Source organism: Streptomyces sp. NPDC048185 (assembly GCF_043202495.1).
Lineage (GTDB): Bacteria > Actinomycetota > Actinomycetes > Streptomycetales > Streptomycetaceae > Streptomyces.
Map to the genome: position 1 here is coordinate 111666 of NZ_JBIDAN010000005.1, position 14278 is coordinate 125943.

The 14278-nt window shown below is 73.6% G+C and carries 15 protein-coding genes and 1 pseudogene; 9 read left to right on the top strand and 7 right to left on the bottom strand.

The window, feature by feature from the left end:
• The first annotated feature begins 52 nt into the window (after positions 1-52).
• A complete protein-coding gene (locus tag ACGF3H_RS16495) occupies positions 53-511 on the top strand; it encodes a MarR family transcriptional regulator (protein WP_362497553.1) in 459 nt (152 codons plus the stop codon).
• Between the two features lie 77 nt (positions 512-588).
• Entirely contained in the window at positions 589-2310 is a 1722-nt protein-coding gene (locus tag ACGF3H_RS16500) for an MFS transporter (RefSeq protein WP_362497556.1), read from the top strand.
• An 11-nt stretch (positions 2311-2321) separates the two neighbouring features.
• Here the strand turns inward: ACGF3H_RS16500 and ACGF3H_RS16505 are convergent, their stop codons facing one another.
• Positions 2322-2966: a response regulator transcription factor gene (locus tag ACGF3H_RS16505; protein ID WP_362497558.1), complete on the bottom strand. Its 645-nt coding sequence runs from the start codon at positions 2964-2966 to the stop codon at positions 2322-2324.
• Positions 2963-4127, bottom strand: a pseudogene (locus tag ACGF3H_RS16510) (sensor histidine kinase). The gene ACGF3H_RS16505 and the pseudogene ACGF3H_RS16510 overlap by 4 nt, the downstream one beginning before the upstream one ends.
• Positions 4128-4372: 245 nt before the next feature.
• On the opposite strand from ACGF3H_RS16510, the gene ACGF3H_RS16515 reads away from it, so the two are divergent.
• Together ACGF3H_RS16515 and ACGF3H_RS16520 are read left to right on the top strand one after the other, a co-directional pair.
• Positions 4373-5458: an ABC transporter permease gene (locus ACGF3H_RS16515; RefSeq protein WP_362497561.1), complete on the top strand. Its 1086-nt coding sequence runs from the start codon at positions 4373-4375 to the stop codon at positions 5456-5458.
• Complete coding sequence (locus ACGF3H_RS16520) at positions 5455-6138, top strand: ABC transporter ATP-binding protein (RefSeq protein WP_362497564.1); 684 nt, start codon at positions 5455-5457, stop codon at positions 6136-6138. The genes ACGF3H_RS16515 and ACGF3H_RS16520 overlap by 4 nt, the downstream gene beginning before the upstream one ends.
• A 12-nt stretch (positions 6139-6150) precedes the next feature.
• On the opposite strand, the gene ACGF3H_RS16525 is transcribed toward ACGF3H_RS16520, so the two are convergent.
• A complete protein-coding gene (locus ACGF3H_RS16525; RefSeq protein ID WP_362497566.1) occupies positions 6151-6582 on the bottom strand; it encodes a hypothetical protein in 432 nt (143 codons plus the stop codon).
• A 148-nt stretch (positions 6583-6730) separates the two neighbouring features.
• Between ACGF3H_RS16525 and nsrR the strand changes: the two genes are divergently transcribed.
• Together nsrR and ACGF3H_RS16535 are read left to right on the top strand one after the other, a co-directional pair.
• Positions 6731-7177 (top strand): nitric oxide-sensing transcriptional repressor NsrR, encoded by a 447-nt coding sequence (nsrR, locus tag ACGF3H_RS16530; RefSeq protein ID WP_362497569.1) that lies wholly within the window; start codon positions 6731-6733, stop codon positions 7175-7177.
• A gap of 73 nt (positions 7178-7250) precedes the next feature.
• Positions 7251-8447 carry a globin domain-containing protein gene (locus ACGF3H_RS16535; RefSeq protein WP_362497571.1) on the top strand — a complete coding sequence of 399 codons (1197 nt, stop codon included), beginning with the start codon at positions 7251-7253 and terminating at the stop codon, positions 8445-8447.
• Positions 8448-8492: 45 nt separating this feature from the next.
• Here ACGF3H_RS16535 and ACGF3H_RS16540 read toward each other — a convergent pair whose 3' ends face one another.
• The gene (locus ACGF3H_RS16540; protein WP_362497573.1) at positions 8493-8843 is read right to left on the bottom strand and encodes a hypothetical protein; all 351 of its coding nucleotides are present in this window, start codon (positions 8841-8843) and stop codon (positions 8493-8495) included.
• A 245-nt stretch (positions 8844-9088) separates the two neighbouring features.
• On the opposite strand from ACGF3H_RS16540, the gene ACGF3H_RS16545 reads away from it, so the two are divergent.
• The gene (locus ACGF3H_RS16545) at positions 9089-9778 is read left to right on the top strand and encodes an adenosylcobinamide amidohydrolase (RefSeq protein ID WP_362497574.1); all 690 of its coding nucleotides are present in this window, start codon (positions 9089-9091) and stop codon (positions 9776-9778) included.
• A gap of 64 nt (positions 9779-9842) precedes the next feature.
• Here ACGF3H_RS16545 and ACGF3H_RS16550 read toward each other — a convergent pair whose 3' ends face one another.
• Together ACGF3H_RS16550 and snpA are read right to left on the bottom strand one after the other, a co-directional pair.
• Entirely contained in the window at positions 9843-10103 is a 261-nt protein-coding gene (locus ACGF3H_RS16550; protein ID WP_362497577.1) for a hypothetical protein, read from the bottom strand.
• 131 nt (positions 10104-10234) lie between these two features.
• Positions 10235-10918 carry a snapalysin gene (gene snpA, locus ACGF3H_RS16555; protein ID WP_362497579.1) on the bottom strand — a complete coding sequence of 228 codons (684 nt, stop codon included), beginning with the start codon at positions 10916-10918 and terminating at the stop codon, positions 10235-10237.
• Between the two features lie 195 nt (positions 10919-11113).
• Between snpA and ACGF3H_RS16560 the strand changes: the two genes are divergently transcribed.
• The gene (locus ACGF3H_RS16560; protein WP_362497581.1) at positions 11114-12103 is read left to right on the top strand and encodes a LysR family transcriptional regulator; all 990 of its coding nucleotides are present in this window, start codon (positions 11114-11116) and stop codon (positions 12101-12103) included.
• A 105-nt stretch (positions 12104-12208) separates the two neighbouring features.
• Positions 12209-12934, top strand: a complete 726-nt coding sequence (locus tag ACGF3H_RS16565; RefSeq protein WP_362497584.1) for a PepSY domain-containing protein — start codon at positions 12209-12211, stop codon at positions 12932-12934.
• A gap of 75 nt (positions 12935-13009) precedes the next feature.
• On the opposite strand, the gene ACGF3H_RS16570 is transcribed toward ACGF3H_RS16565, so the two are convergent.
• Positions 13010-14263 (bottom strand): aromatic acid/H+ symport family MFS transporter, encoded by a 1254-nt coding sequence (locus tag ACGF3H_RS16570; protein WP_362497587.1) that lies wholly within the window; start codon positions 14261-14263, stop codon positions 13010-13012.
• Between the last annotated feature and the right edge of the window lie 15 nt (positions 14264-14278).

The window sequence follows — 14278 nt, forward strand, 5'->3', positions numbered from 1 at the left end:
GAGGCGCTCCGAACATCTTGTTTCACGCTACACCTATCTGCATAATGCGCTTATGGACATGCCCGTCACAGGTCCTGACGAGCCCGGCGCCTCCTCGGAAGACCTGGTCGTCGCCGTCGAGCAGATGGTCCGGTACGTGCGCCACAGCGCACGGGCCGGAGGGCTGAGCACCGCGGCCTCCTCGGCGCTGGCCCGACTGGGCCGCGAGGGCCCCCAGCGGCTGACCGAACTCGCCCGGGGCGAGGGCGTCTCCCAGCCGAACATGACCCAGCTCGTCACCCGGATGGAACGCGCCGGCCTGGTCCGCCGCGTCGCCGACCGCAGCGACGGCCGGGGCGTGCTGGTGGAGATCACCGCCGCCGGCCGGGAGGTCTTCGCACAGCGCCGCGCCGAACGCGCCCGAGCCCTCGGGCGGCTCATCGACGAACTGACCGAGCCGGAACAACAGGCCACCAGGACCGCGCTCCTCGCCCTGGCCCGTGTGCTCCGCGAGCGCCACGACACGACCTGACGGAGCCCTCGTCCCGTCCCTGACCGTCTCTCTTCCGTTCCCGTCCCCGTCCCCGTCCTCACGAAAGAGAACCGCACATGAGCGCACCGCACGGCAAGGCCGCAAGTCCGTTCCGGCAACCCAAGGCCGTCTGGGCCGTCGCGTTCGCCTGCGTGATCTCGTTCATGGGCATCGGGCTGGTCGACCCGATCCTGCCCGCCCTGGCCGAGAGCCTCGACGCGACACCCAGTCAGGTGTCCCTGCTGTTCAGCAGCTACCTCATCGTCACCGCCGTCGCGATGCTGATCGTCGGCTGGACATCCAGCCGTATCGGCGCCAAGCGCACCCTCGTCATCGGCCTCGCGATCATCGTCGTGTTCGCCGCCCTCGCGGGCGCCACCGGCTCCATCGACGGCATCGTCGGCTTCCGCGCGGGCTGGGGACTCGGCAACGCCCTGTTCATCGCCACCTCCCTCGCCGTCATCGTGGCCTCCGCGAGCGGCGGGTTCGGCGGCGCGATCATCCTCTACGAGACCGCCCTCGGTCTCGGTATCGCCGTCGGCCCGCTGCTCGGCGGGGAGCTGGGCGGCATCAGCTGGCGCGGCCCCTTCTTCGGCGTCGCCGCCCTGATGGCCGTGGCGCTGATCGCCACCCTCGCCTTCGTGCCCGACCTGCCCAGGCCGAAGCACCGCACGTCACCCCTCGCCCCGATCAGGGCCCTGCGCCACCGTGGCCTGCTGACCATGGGCATCATGGCCCTGCTGTACAACTGGGGCTTCTTCACCATGCTCGGCTACGCCCCGTATCCGATGGAGCTCGACGCCCACCGGCTCGGCCTCGTCTTCACCGGCTGGGGTCTGCTGGTCGCCGCCTTCAGCGTCTTTTTCGCCCCGCGCCTGCAGGCCCGCTACGGCACCGCCCCGGTCCTGTACGCCAACCTGGTCGGCCTCGGCATCGTCATGGCGGTCATCGCCGCCGGAGTCGACGACCCCACCACGGTCATCGTCGCGGTCATCGTCAGCGGCGCCTTCATCGGCATCAACAACACCCTGACCACGCAGGCCGTCATGCTCGTGTCGCCGGTCGAGCGCCCCGTGGCGTCCTCCGCCTACGGCTTCCTGCGCTTCATCGGCGGCGGCCTCGCCCCGTACGTCGCCGGAAAGCTCGCCGACGCCACCGATCTGAGCGTCCCCTTCTACCTCGGCGCCGCCACCTTCGTCCTCGCCGTCCCCGTCCTGGCCAGCGGCCACCGCCTGCTCCGCCAGGCCGAGACCGGCACGTCCGCCGGCGAGCCCGCGGCGCCGGCGTTCACCGCCGTCGGCACCCCGGTCACGATGGGCACCCCGCCCGTCGTCGTCGCCGTGGGCGCCCACGACCGGGCCGCCTCCATCGTGGACACCGCGGCACGTCTCGCCCGGGACACCGGCAGCCCCCTCGAAGTGGTCCACGTCCGGCAGACCGCCGTGGTCGAGGAACAGGCCGTCGACACCGAGACCGACGCCGAGGCCCGCAGGGCGGTCACCGCGCACCTCGAGCGGCTGACCGGCCTCGGCATCGCGGCCACCGGCCAGATCCTCACCAGCGTCGGCGACCACGCCGCGGCCGGAAGGGCCCTGGCCCAGCACGCCGCCGAGGCAGGGGCCCGCACGGTCGCGGTCGGCCGGTCCCCGCGCGGCCCCGTCGCACAGTTCGCCGACGGCAGCTTCACCAGCGCGCTCACCCACGCCGCCGGCTGCACCGTCGTCCTCGTCGACCCGGACGACGCACCCCTTCCCCTGACCGCCGCCGCGCTGCCCGGCCTGCGCACCCAGGCGGGCTGAACCGGTACGGCTCAGCGCCGGATGAGACCGAGGCCGGTGGCGGCGGCGACCGCGGCCGTGCGGGAGTCGACGTCCAGCTTGGCGTAGACGCGCGCCAGGTGGGACTTCACCGTGCCCTCGGTCAGGTGCAGCCGGCCCGCGATGTGCTGGTTGGACAGTCCCTCGGCGACCAGCGCGAGGACCTCGGTCTCCCGGCGGGTCAGCGAGGTGTGCGGCCGGCGCAGCCGGGTCATGAGCCGGTCCGCGACGGCGGGAGCGAGCGCGGTCCGCCCCGCCGCGGCGGTGCGCACGGCGGCGGCCAGCTCCTCCGGCGGCGCGTCCTTGAGGAGGTACCCGGTGGCGCCGGCCTCGATGGCGGGCAGCGTGTCGGCGTCGGTGTCGTACGTCGTGACGACCAGGACCCGCGGGGCACCCGAACGCGCGGTGATCGCGGCCGTGGCCTCGGCACCGTTCATGCCCTTGCCGAACTGGAGGTCCATCAGGACGACGTCGACGTCACCGAGTCCGGCCCGCACGACGGCCTCCTCCGCGGTCGCCGCCTCCGCGACCACGGTGATGCCCTCCTCGGTCTCCAGCACCGCGCGCAGTCCCGCACGGACGACGGGGTGGTCGTCGGCGAGCAGCAGCCGGATGGGCGTCGGGGCGGTCTCGGTCACGGCCGGTCCTCCGGGTCGTCGTCGGCGGGGGTGAGGGGGAGCCGGGCGGACAGGGCGGTGCCCCGCCCGGGGGCGGACTCGACGGTGAGCATGCCACCGACGGCGCGCACCCGGGCCCGCATGGCGGCCAGCCCGAACCCGCCGGCGCCGTCCGCCCCGGGCACCCGCACGGCGGCCGGGTCGAAGCCCACGCCGTCGTCCACGACACTCAGGACGACCGCGTCACCGAGGTGGCTCAGGGTGACCTCGGCCGTGCGGGCCCGGGCGTGCCCCACCGTGTTGGCCAGCCCCGACTGGGCGACGCGCAGCAGGACGACCTCCTGCGCCGTGGGCAGCGGGCGGGGCGGCCCGGCGAGGCGGAACCGCACGTCGAGCCGGTTCCGGTCGGCGGTGGTGGCGCACAGCCGCTCCAGCGCGCCGGCCAGGGGAGTGTCCTCCAGCGCGGGCGGGGAGAGGGCGACGACGAAGCGACGGGCCTCGGCCAGATTGTCCAGCGCGGCCTGCCGGGCCTGGCCCACGTACGTGACGGCGGGCTCCGGCCGGCCGGGCAGGGCCCGCTCGGCGGCGCGCAAGAGCAGCTGGATGCTCGACAGTCCTTGGGCGAGCGTGTCGTGGATCTTCCGGGCCAGCCGCTCGCGCCTCGAGGACGCCCGCGGCACGCTGGGCGTCGGCCAGGTCGGCACGGGTGACGGTGAGCTCCTCGATCAGCCGGCGCCGCTGCTCGCTCTCCCGGTACAGCGCCTGGTAGCCCCACACCACCGCGACGGCGACGGCGGCACCGAGGGCCGGACCGATCGCGGTGGCCGCCGTGAACGTGCCCTCGTGGACGGAGAACGCGGCGATCGCGGCGGCCGCCGTGCCGAGCACCGCGGCCGGTCCGGCACGGCGCGGGAGGAGATGGAGCTGGACGAAGTACAGGGGGAAGGCCAGCCATACCGCCTCGGCGGACAGGGCCAGCAGTACGAGCCATCCCGCGCCGACGGCCGTCAGCCACAGGGCCGCCGCGCGGCGGGAGGTGCTGACCGCCCGGAGGGCGGGGCCCACGGCGTACACCGCGCCCAGCACGACGGCGGCGGCGACGACGGCGGGCGCGTGCGGCCGGCCGTCCGCCACCGCACGCAGCGCCGCCAGGACGAGCAGGCCGGCCAAGAGCAGGTGCATGGCCCAGGCCAGGGAGCGGGGGGTGGGAGTCAGCGCGTTCACGATCGTTCCAGCGTACGGACCTCCCGCCGGGCCGGGCATCTGCCGAAAGTGAGAGGCCGGCCCGCACCCTTCGGCCCCCGAAGTGCCCGCCCGGGGCCGATGCCCGGCGGCCCCCCGGACGGCGACGGTGGGGGTGTCGCCGACCACGCGGTGACACCCCCTGCTTTCCTCCGCCGCACCGCTTCGAAAGGCCGGGCGAAGACGTGTTTGTCGCCTTGAGAGACCTGACGTTCGCCAAGGGCCGGTTCGCCCTGATGGGAACCGTCGTCGTACTGATCACCCTGCTGGTCGGGCTGCTGTCCGGACTGACCGCGGGCCTCGCCCGGGAGAACGTCTCCGCCGTCACGTCCCTGCCCGCCGACCGGATCGCCTTCGGCGCGCCGAGCGGCGGCCAGGACCTGTCGTACGCCGACTCCACCGTCACCGAGACCCAGTGGCGCCGGTGGGCCGGCGCACCCGGTGTCCGCAGCGCCGAGCCGCTCGGCATCACCACCACCCGCGCCGACGCCGGGGACCGGAGCACCGGCGTGTCCGTCTTCGGCGTCCGGCCCGGCTCCGCCCTCGCCCCCGCCGGCGACCGCCTCGACGACCGTGCGGTGGTGCTGTCCACCGCCGCCGCCCGGGAGCTCGGCGTCCGGGCGGGCGGCACCGTCACCGTCGCCGGGCGGCGTCTGACCGTGGCCGCCGTCGAGGGCGACGCCTCCTTCAGCCACACCCCGGTGGTGTGGACGAGCCTGCGGACCTGGCAGGCGATCGCCCCGCCCACCGGCACCGCGGACGTCCCCACCGCGACGGTGATCGCCCTGGACACCGGCCCGGGCGCCGACCTGGCGGCCACCGACCGGGCGGCCGGCACCGAGACGGTCACCAAGGACGGCTCGCTCTCCGCGATCGGCTCCTACCCTTCCGAGAACGGCTCCCTGCAATTGATGCGCGGCTTCCTGTTCGCCATCTCCGCCCTGGTCGTCGGAGCCTTCTTCACCGTGTGGACGATCCAGCGCAGCGGCGACATCGCCGTCCTGAAGGCTCTGGGCGCCACCACCGCGGGGCTGCTGCGCGACGCGCTCGGGCAGGTGGTCGTCCTGCTGGCCGGCGGGACGCTCGTCGGCACCGCCGCCGCCGTCGCGACCGGCGCCGCGGTCTCCCATGCGGTGCCGTTCGTCCTCGCGCCCGCCACCGTCCTCGTCCCGGCCGCCGTGATGATCCTGCTCGGCGTGCTCGGGGCGGCGCTCGCCGTGCGCCGCATCACGTCCGTCGACCCGCTGACCGCCCTGGGGAACGCCCGATGAGCTTGCGCCTGACCGACATCACCCTGACCTACCCCGACGGCGACGGCCGCCTCACCGCGCTCGACCACGTCACCCTGGACGTGCCGCGCGGCAGCCTCACCGCCGTCGTCGGCCCCTCCGGCTCCGGCAAGTCCAGCCTGCTCGCCGTCGCCGCGACCCTCGTCACCCCCGACGCGGGCACGGTCGTCGTCGACGGCGCCGACACCGGCGGGATGAGCCGCGGCGAGCTGGCCGACCTGCGCCGGCGCCGTATCGGGATCGTCTTCCAGCAGCCCAGCCTCCTGCCGTCCCTCACCGCGGCCGAGCAGCTCCAGGTCATGGCCCACATCGACGGCCGCGACCCCCGCGCCGCCCGGGGCCGGGCGCTGGAACTCCTCGGTGCCGTCGGCCTCGCGGACCAGGCCGACCGCCGGCCCCACCAGCTGTCCGGCGGCCAGCGTCAGCGCGTCAACATCGCCCGTGCCCTGATGAACGACCCCGGGGTGCTGCTGGTCGACGAGCCCACCAGCGCCCTCGACCACGAGCGGGGCGCCGCCGTCGTCGGTCTGATCACCCGGCTCACCCACGAGCGGGACACCGCCACCGTGCTGGTCACCCACGACCGGACCCATCTGGCCGCGGCCGACCGTGTCACCGAGGTGCGGGACGGACGTCTGAGCGTGCCCGCACCCGCCGGGTGACCGCGCCGCCGTTCAGGAGCCTTCGGGGCGCGGCCGTCCGGCCGCACCGGGCGGCTGGATCCGCATGCCGGGCCGGCGCCGATGGACCGTCAGGTACGTCACCCCGTCGGGTCCGGCCTGGACGGCACGCGTGGAACCGTACGGCAGCCAGGTCAGCAGCCCCGGCCGCAGCGGGCGGTCGCCGTCGGCGCAGACGAGCGTGGCCGCCCCGTCGAGGACGAGCAGCAGGACGTCGAGGTCGGGCTCGGTGTGCGTGCCGACCCGTCCGGACGCGGGAACGCGGACGACGTTGGCGTCCAGCTGGCGTCCCGGTTCCGCGAGGCGCCACAGGGCACCGGCCCCCGCCTCCCCGGTGCGGGCGAGGAGTTCTGTGGTGTCGCACAGGACCCGGGGGAGAGGGGCCTCCTCGGCCGGTGCGGGGGAGCCGTCGTCCTGCGCCGTCATCGGAAGTCACCGTCCGCCGTGTCCGACCGCGGCCGCCCGCCGCCCCGTTGAGCGGCCGTCCCGGCAGGGCCCGTCACGTGACGCGGTCCACAGGGCCACAGCCGCAGGTAAAAGGGAATCTAACATGCGTATTTGTTAGGGTCCCGGTGTGCGGCTCACGAAGTTCACCGACCTGGCGCTGCGTTCCGTGATGCGTCTGGCGGTACTGAAGGACGGCGACGACCCCCTTGCCACCCGCGAGGTCGCCGAGGTCATCGGCGTGCCGTACACGCACGCCGCGAAGGCCATCACCCGCCTCCAGCACCTCGGTGTGGTGGAGGCCCGGCGCGGCCGGGGCGGCGGACTGACACTGACCGACCTGGGGCGGCACGCCTCGGTCGGCTGGCTGGTCCGGGAGCTGGAGGGCGACGGCGAGGTCGTCGCCTGCGAGGGCGGGACGCCGTGCCCGCTGCGCGGGGCGTGCCGGTTGCGGGGGGCCCTGCGCGCCGCCCAGGAGGCGTTCTACGGCGCGCTCGACCCGCTGACCGTCGCCGACCTGGTGGCCTCGCCGACGGGTCCGGTCCTGGTCGGACTGACGGTTCGCCCGTCCGAGTGATGCGCGGGTGGGACGGCACGTGCCGACCCGCGACTCAAAACACGAAAACTGTCTACCAATTCAAGGAGTCGCTGTGCTCTCCGAGCAGTCCGTCCCCGTGGTCCGGGCCACCCTCCCGGCGGTCGGAGCGGCCATCGGTGACATCACCGAGCTGTTCTACCGGAAGCTGTTCGACGCTCACCCCGAGCTGCTGCGGGACCTGTTCAACCGGGGCAACCAGGCCGGCGGAGAGCAGCAGAAGGCACTGGCCGGGTCCATCGCGGCGTTCGCCGGCCTGCTGCTGGAGCGGCCCGAGGACCGGCCCGACGCGATGCTCTCCCGGATCGCGCACAAGCACGCCTCCCTCGGCATCACCTCCGACCAGTACAAGGTCGTGCACCGCCATCTGTTCGCGGCGATCGTCGAGGTCCTCGGCGACGCGGTCACCCCGGAGGTCGCCGCCGCCTGGGACGAGGTCTACTGGCTGATGGCCAACGCGCTCGTCGCCATCGAGGCACGCCTCTACCGGGAGGCCGAGGTCGCCGAGGGACAGGTCTGGCGCCGCATGGAGATAGTCGGGCGGCGCGAGGAGAGCCCCGACGCGGTCTCCCTCGTGCTGCGGCCCGCGGACGACCGCCCCGCGCGTCCCTTCCGCCCGGGCCAGTACGTCAGCGTCCAGTCCGAACTGCCCGACGGCTCGCGGCAGATCCGCCAGTACAGCCTGTCCGCCGCACCCGGCCGCGCCGACCGGCGGATCACCGTCAAGCGGGTCCAGGGCGCCGGACAGCCGGACGGCGAGGTCTCGTCCTGGCTCCACGCCACCGCGCGCGAGGGCGACGTCCTCACCGTCTCCGAGCCGTTCGGCGACCTCGCGCCGGCCGAGGGCGACGGTCCGCTGCTGCTGGTCTCCGCGGGAATCGGCGTCACCCCCATGCTGGCCGTGCTGGACCACCTGGCCGCCACCGGCACCGACCGCCCGGTCACCGTCGTCCACGCCGACCGCACCCCGGCCGACCACGCCCACCGGCAGGAGCAGCTCGACTTCGTGCGCGCGCTCCCGGACGCCCGGCTCCACCTGTGGTACGAGGAGCCCGGCGACCAGGCGCCGGAGGCGTCGGCCGGACTCGTCGACGTCGACAGTCTGGACCTGCCCGTGGGGCTCACGGTCTACCTGTGCGGCCCGGTGCCCTTCATGCGCGCCGTCCGCGGTGACCTGCTGCGCCGCGGGGTGCCCGCCGAAGCCGTCCACTACGAGGTCTTCGGCCCCGACCTCTGGCTCGGGCAGCAGTAGCACCACCCCGCGAACGACGCCCGCCGCGCACACGCCGGGACTGCGTTAGGCCGCTGCGGTGAAGGCCGTGGTGATGGCCGTGTCGACCCGGGCGTGCACGACCAGCCGGGGGCCGGTGGTGTCGGCGTTGTTCTCCAGCAGCCGCCGGACGGGCGCACTGTGGGTGACCACACTCATCAGGACACCGAGACGACCGCACCACTGGTGCGCCCGGAGCACGGCACTGACCGCGGCACCGCTCGAGGCCTCCTCGGACAGGACGATGACGACCGGAACCGGCTGATGGGCGTCGACGAGGTTGGTGATGTGCGTGGACAGCGCGGCCCGCCCGTCGATTCCCGGATCCTGATCCACCGTGATGACGAGGACTCCATGCTCCAGGGTGTGGGACAGCATCGTGGTGGCCTCCGATCTGACGCCTGATGGCGAAGTGCCTTCAGTGAAAGTGCCCCGGACCCGGTCCGCAATGCGCGGCGGCGGCGACGCCGCCGCCGGAGCGTCCCCGGCACGACCGCGCCGCGGCACCGGGTGCCCGAGGAGACGGGGCGAGACCGTGCCGCCGAAGGGACCTGCGGGCCCCGCCCCGCCGCCGCGTACGATCGTCCGGACCCTCCCCTGCAACCGGCAAGGAGCCGCGACCGGTGCACGCCCTCCTCCCCGCCCCGCGGAGCGGGCCCCGCCTGCTCGACCTGGAGCGACTGACCCGCGTGGAGGACGGCGAACGGCTGCACGCCCTGCTGTGGCGTCCCGGGCCGGGCTGGCGGATGGCCGGCAGCGCCGTGCTCGGGGGCGGCATCGCCGACTGTGCGTGGGTCCTCAACGCCCAGGTGACGCACGGTTATCGGCGCACCGACCCCGCCCGGCACCTCGCCGACCTGGCGCTCGCCGCCGGAGCCGAGGGGCGCGGCATGGGCCTGATGACCGCCGCCGACGTCCGCGACCCCGGCCGCGCGCGGGACGGCGGCACGGAAGCCGTCGTGACCGCGGGCGTCTCGGTACGCGGCTGGGCGGCCGCACCGCAGGAGGGCGGCACGGGGACCCCCGGACCGGGCACCATCAACATCCTCGCCGCCCTGCCGGTGCCCCTGAGCGACGCCGCCCTGGTCAACGCGGTCATCACGGCGACCGAGGCCAAGGTCCAGGCACTGCTCGAAGCGGGCCTCGACTGCTCCGGTACCCCGACCGACGCCGTGTGCGTCGCCGCCCTCGCGCCGCGTCCCGGCGCGGAGGTCCACGCCTTCGCGGGCCCCCGCTCCGAGTGGGGCGCCCGGTTGGCACGGGCCGTCCACCGCGCCGTGCTCGACGCGCTGCCCGCCACCGCTCACGGCTGAGTCCCGGCCCCAAGTCCTCCCCGCCGCGTGCCGCTCCGGCCGCCGGCCGCGCCGCCCCGAGGGACTACAGCGAGGTCCTGCGCCGTGCCGCCGCCGCGCGCAGGGCCAGCGCCACGGCCAGCAGCACCCAGGCCACGACGCAGTACGCCCAGGCCGTCGCACCCCGTGCCGCGCCGACGGCGCTCCAGACGGCCCACAGCGCGAGCACCACGCACAACGCCGTCCACGAGATGTCGGCGACACGGGTGCGCAACTGCGCGCGCTGCCGTGTGCCGGGTTCCAGATCGCCGAGACCGTCGTCGACGGGTGTCTTCCGGTCGTTCACGCAGGGCTCCTTCGCTGGAGTACGCACGAGTGGCTGTCGGGTACCCCCTCGGGGGACGCGCAAGCGGTCCCGGCACACGTGCGCGGGGACGGCCCGCTCCGGCCGTCCCCGCGACTGTCCTCACCTACCGCTCAGCGCTGTCCGCTCTTCTCCAGCGCCTTGTCCAGCGCGGCCGCGAACCCGTACGCCCACAGCTGGTTCACCCGGCTGCGCTCGGTGGAGTTGGGGTACGGGTTGGTGCACGACGGACCGGGGCCGCCGCCCGACATCAACTCGCTGCACGGGCCGGTGTAGTGGTCGGGCAGGCCGAGCACGTGCCCGGTCTCGTGGGCGGTCACGCGGGTGGAGTCGTACTGCTGGTTCTGTGCGTAGTCGAGGAAGATGTAGCCGCTGCCGTGGCCGTCCGTGGAGGCGTACGAACCGCGGGAGTCGTTGCCCTCGTAGTACGAGAAGTCGGCGCCGGAGCTGCTCTCCTGGAGGCGCACGTTGGACACCGAGCTGTTCCAGATCTGGGCGCTGCGGGATATCTGGGTACGGAAGCTGGGCGCGTTTCTCGTGCTGTAGTAGACGGTGACGGCGGCCGCCGAGGACGGGCTGGCCGCCCGCTTCTCGGCGACGGACTTGACGACGGCCTCGAAGAACTCCTGGTTGGCGCGGGCGTCTTCGGCCGAGCCGGCCGAGGGCTGGTACCCGGCCTGAGCCACGGGGGCCTGGGGCTGGGGAGCGGCGGCCGTCGCGGCCGGGCCGGTGCCGAGCACGGCGGCGGTCAGGCCGAGACCGACCGCGGTGGACAGCAGGGGCAGGGTGATGCGCATCGATGACTCCTTGCGTGGGGGAGTGGGGAGAAGTCGTCACCGGTGAGTGTGGGGCGCCCATGAGCCCGCTGTGATGATGGCAACAGGCGATAGGACCGGGCTATCACCCAGGTTCGGCCGGAGTGCAGAACTCGCCCTGTTCCGCCGCGTTTTGTTCACCTGGCGCAACCATCTGTTCCGCTCTACGCTCCCTGCATGGAGCTCGAGGTGAGGCATCTCCGCGCGCTGTGCGCCATCGCCGACGCCGGTAGCCTGCACCGGGCGGCACGCCAACTGGGTGTCGCCCAGCCCACGTTGAGCACCCAGCTGAGCCGCATCGAACAGGCCCTGGGCGGGCAGCTGTTCGTCCGGGAGCGCAGCGGCTGCCGCCCCACCCCGCTCGGCCGTACCGTCCTCGGCCGGGCCCGCCCGCTGCTGGCCGACATGCGGACCCTCGTGCGCGAGGCGCGCGCCGCCGCGGCCGGAGGCGACAGCCGGCCGCGCATCGGCTCCACCGCGAGCCGGGCCCTCGCCGGCTGGCTGCGCCGGCTCAGACGCCCCGGCCTGGAACCGACGCTCCAGATGGACGTCTCGGCCAACGCGCTGCTGCGCAGGGTCGGCGACGGCCAGCTCGACGTCGCCTTCGTGCACGAGGTGGAGGGCTGCCCGCTGCACGTCCCCGACGGCCTGCGGGTGCGGGTCCTGGTCGAGCGCGAACCGCAGTTCGTCATGCTGCCCGCCGACCACCCGGCGGCGGCCCGCCCCGTCGTCCACCTCACCGACCTCGCCGACGACCGGTGGATGGTCGACCCGACCGTCGACGGCGAATGGGACGGCGTGCACCGTATGCTGCGCGCCGTCGGCCTCGACCCGCGGGTCCTGCACGGCGACTACCACACCGCCGCGTCCCTCGTCGCGACCGGCGAAGTCGTCACCGTCTGCCAGCCCAGCTCCCAGTCCCGCCCCGACATGGCGGTGCGGCCCCTGCACGGCGACCCCCTCGGCGTGCGCCTGCTGCTCGCCGCCCGCACCCGGGCCGAACTGGACGCGGTCTTCCCCGCGCTGGAGGAGGCGTACTGGGAGGTGGCCCGCCAGTCCTGCGTCTACCGGGAGTGGCTGGAACGCCCCCGGCCGCACCCCGTGGCCCCGTGCTCACCGGCCGCCGGAGCGGGGACCGACCGGGCGGAGTTCGTCCCCGCCCGCTGAACCGGACCATCGGACCATTCGGGTGCTTTCTCTCCCGAACCGGTATGACAACAGGGCCAAACGGTTACCGACAGGGGCATGAGCTCTGCGCGACGACTACCCCCCATGCGTTCGATGGCCGTGATGTGTGCCCTGGGCAGTTCCCTGCTGCTGATGACGGCCTGCACCAGCGCCGATACGACACGCTCGAGTGTCGCCGAGGCGGCACCGACCGATTCCCCCACCGGTACCGCTTCCCCGACCGACACCACGTCCTCCCCCACCGCGTCCCCCTCCATGGACGAGGACCAGGCCGAGCGCAAGGCCCTGGTCCCGATGGCCAAGGTGACGTGGGACAAGGCCGCCGACACCGCCGTCAAGGAGGTGTCCGGCAGCAAGCTCGTCGACCTCGAGCTGAAGAAGACCTCCGCCGAGGCGACCGCGTCCCCCACGGGCTCGCCGATGCCGAGCACCCCGAACCCAGCCCCCAGCACGGGCGCCCCCGAGTGGCAGGCGAAGGTCGCCGTCTCCGACGGCACCGTGCACTGGATCGACATCGACGCGGTGAGCGGGAAGGTCTTCCGCACCCAGGTCGATCCCGACCAGGACGCCGACGACAAGAAGGAGATCGCCGACCGGCTGAGCAAGGCCACCCAGACCCCGCAGCAGGCGGTGAAGGTGGCCACCGGCAAGGCCAAGGGCACCGTCACCGGCGTCGAACTCGACGAGAACGACAACCAGCAGCTGATGTGGGCCGTCGACGTCGTGAACACCGACAACTGGTACAAGACGACCGTCGGCGTCGACGCCACGAACGGCAAGATCCTCAGCGAGAACGTCGACACCGACTGAACCTCCGTCGGCCGAGCACGTCGGGAGCAGCGGGCCACCTCGCCCGGCTGCTCCCTGTCGGCGTGCCGTCCGGTGTCAGACGGCGGCCTCGACGGCCTCCGTCCCCTCGCTCCGCATCCTGCCCGGAAGGGTCAGTACGGCCAGGAAGCCGCAGACCGCGACCGCGGCGAAGAAGTAGAACCCCCACGGGTGACCGATCCCCGAGGAGACCAGGGCGCCGGTGATCGACGGGCCGACGATCGAGCCGATCCGGCCGATGCCGGACGCCGAACCGAGCGCCGTGCCGCGCACCGAGGCCGGGTAGAAGTTCGTCACGTAGGCGTAGACGAGCACCTGCGCGGAGAAGACGAAGACACCGGTGAGGAAGACGACCGCGTTGAGCAGCAGGTCGCTCTCCATCCTGACGCTCAGACAGGCCAGCATGAGCACCGACACCGCGAACCAGCCCATCGTGGTGATCTTGATGCCCCGCCGGTCGGCGACCCACCCGCCGAGGACCAGGCCGACGACGCCGCCGACGTTGAGCACGAGGAGCTGTGTGACGGCCGTGGGGACGGGGTAGCCGGCGTCGTTCATGAGCTTCGGCAGCCACGTGTTGAGGCCGTAGACCAGCAGCAGCCCCATGAACGAGGCGACCCAGATGCCGATGCCCGCGCGCAGGTAGGCCGGCTTCAGCAGCTCGGTGAACGGCACGCGTGCGGTCCCGTCCCGCTTGGCCCGCACGAAGGCCTCCGACTCCGGCAGCTTGAACCACTGGACGGCGGCGACGACGAGGCCGACGGCACCGAGCACGTAGAAGAGGATCTCCCAGTCGTCGGTGACCTGCAGGGCCAGCAGCGAGGTGATGACGGCGCCGGTGTGGTAACCGGTCATCGTCAGCGTGCTGGCACGTGCGCGGCGGTCGGCCGGCATGTGCTCGGCCATCATGGTCAGCGAGACCGGCATGCAGGCGCCGAGGCCGAGACCGGCGGCGAGGCGCAGCGCGGCGAACAGGGCCACGGAGTTCGCCAGCGGCACCACGATGGTGAAGACCGAGAAGACCACGACCGAGCCGATGAGCAGGCGGCGGCGTCCCAGCCGGTCGGCGAGCGGGCCGACGCAGACCGCGCCGATGGCCACGCCGACGAGCGAGAGCGTCGCGACGGTGGTGGCGTCACCCGCGGTCATGCCGAGATGGTGGGTCTTGAGCAAGGTGGGGATGATGGCGCCGAGGACGACGAGGTCGTAGCCCTCGAGCAGGACGGTGATCCAGCACAGCAGCACGGTCCATCTGCTGTTTCCCGGGGCGCCGGTGCGGGCCGGCGCGTCGGACGTGGTGGCGGAAGCCATGACTTTCCCCCCAGG

What these genes read in the sequence shown, in the direction of transcription:
- ACGF3H_RS16570 (WP_362497587.1), bottom strand. Translation starts at nt 14,263, where the DNA reads ATGGCTTCCGCCACCACGTCCGACGCGCCGGCCCGCACCGGCGCCCCG.
- ACGF3H_RS16560 (WP_362497581.1), top strand. Translation starts at nt 11,114, where the DNA reads ATGGAGCTCGAGGTGAGGCATCTCCGCGCGCTGTGCGCCATCGCCGAC.
- ACGF3H_RS16525 (WP_362497566.1), bottom strand. Translation starts at nt 6,582, where the DNA reads ATGACGGCGCAGGACGACGGCTCCCCCGCACCGGCCGAGGAGGCCCCT.
- ACGF3H_RS16540 (WP_362497573.1), bottom strand. Translation starts at nt 8,843, where the DNA reads ATGCTGTCCCACACCCTGGAGCATGGAGTCCTCGTCATCACGGTGGAT.
- ACGF3H_RS16495 (WP_362497553.1), top strand. Translation starts at nt 53, where the DNA reads ATGGACATGCCCGTCACAGGTCCTGACGAGCCCGGCGCCTCCTCGGAA.
- ACGF3H_RS16565 (WP_362497584.1), top strand. Translation starts at nt 12,209, where the DNA reads ATGCGTTCGATGGCCGTGATGTGTGCCCTGGGCAGTTCCCTGCTGCTG.
- ACGF3H_RS16520 (WP_362497564.1), top strand. Translation starts at nt 5,455, where the DNA reads ATGAGCTTGCGCCTGACCGACATCACCCTGACCTACCCCGACGGCGAC.
- snpA (WP_362497579.1), bottom strand. Translation starts at nt 10,918, where the DNA reads ATGCGCATCACCCTGCCCCTGCTGTCCACCGCGGTCGGTCTCGGCCTG.
- ACGF3H_RS16500 (WP_362497556.1), top strand. Translation starts at nt 589, where the DNA reads ATGAGCGCACCGCACGGCAAGGCCGCAAGTCCGTTCCGGCAACCCAAG.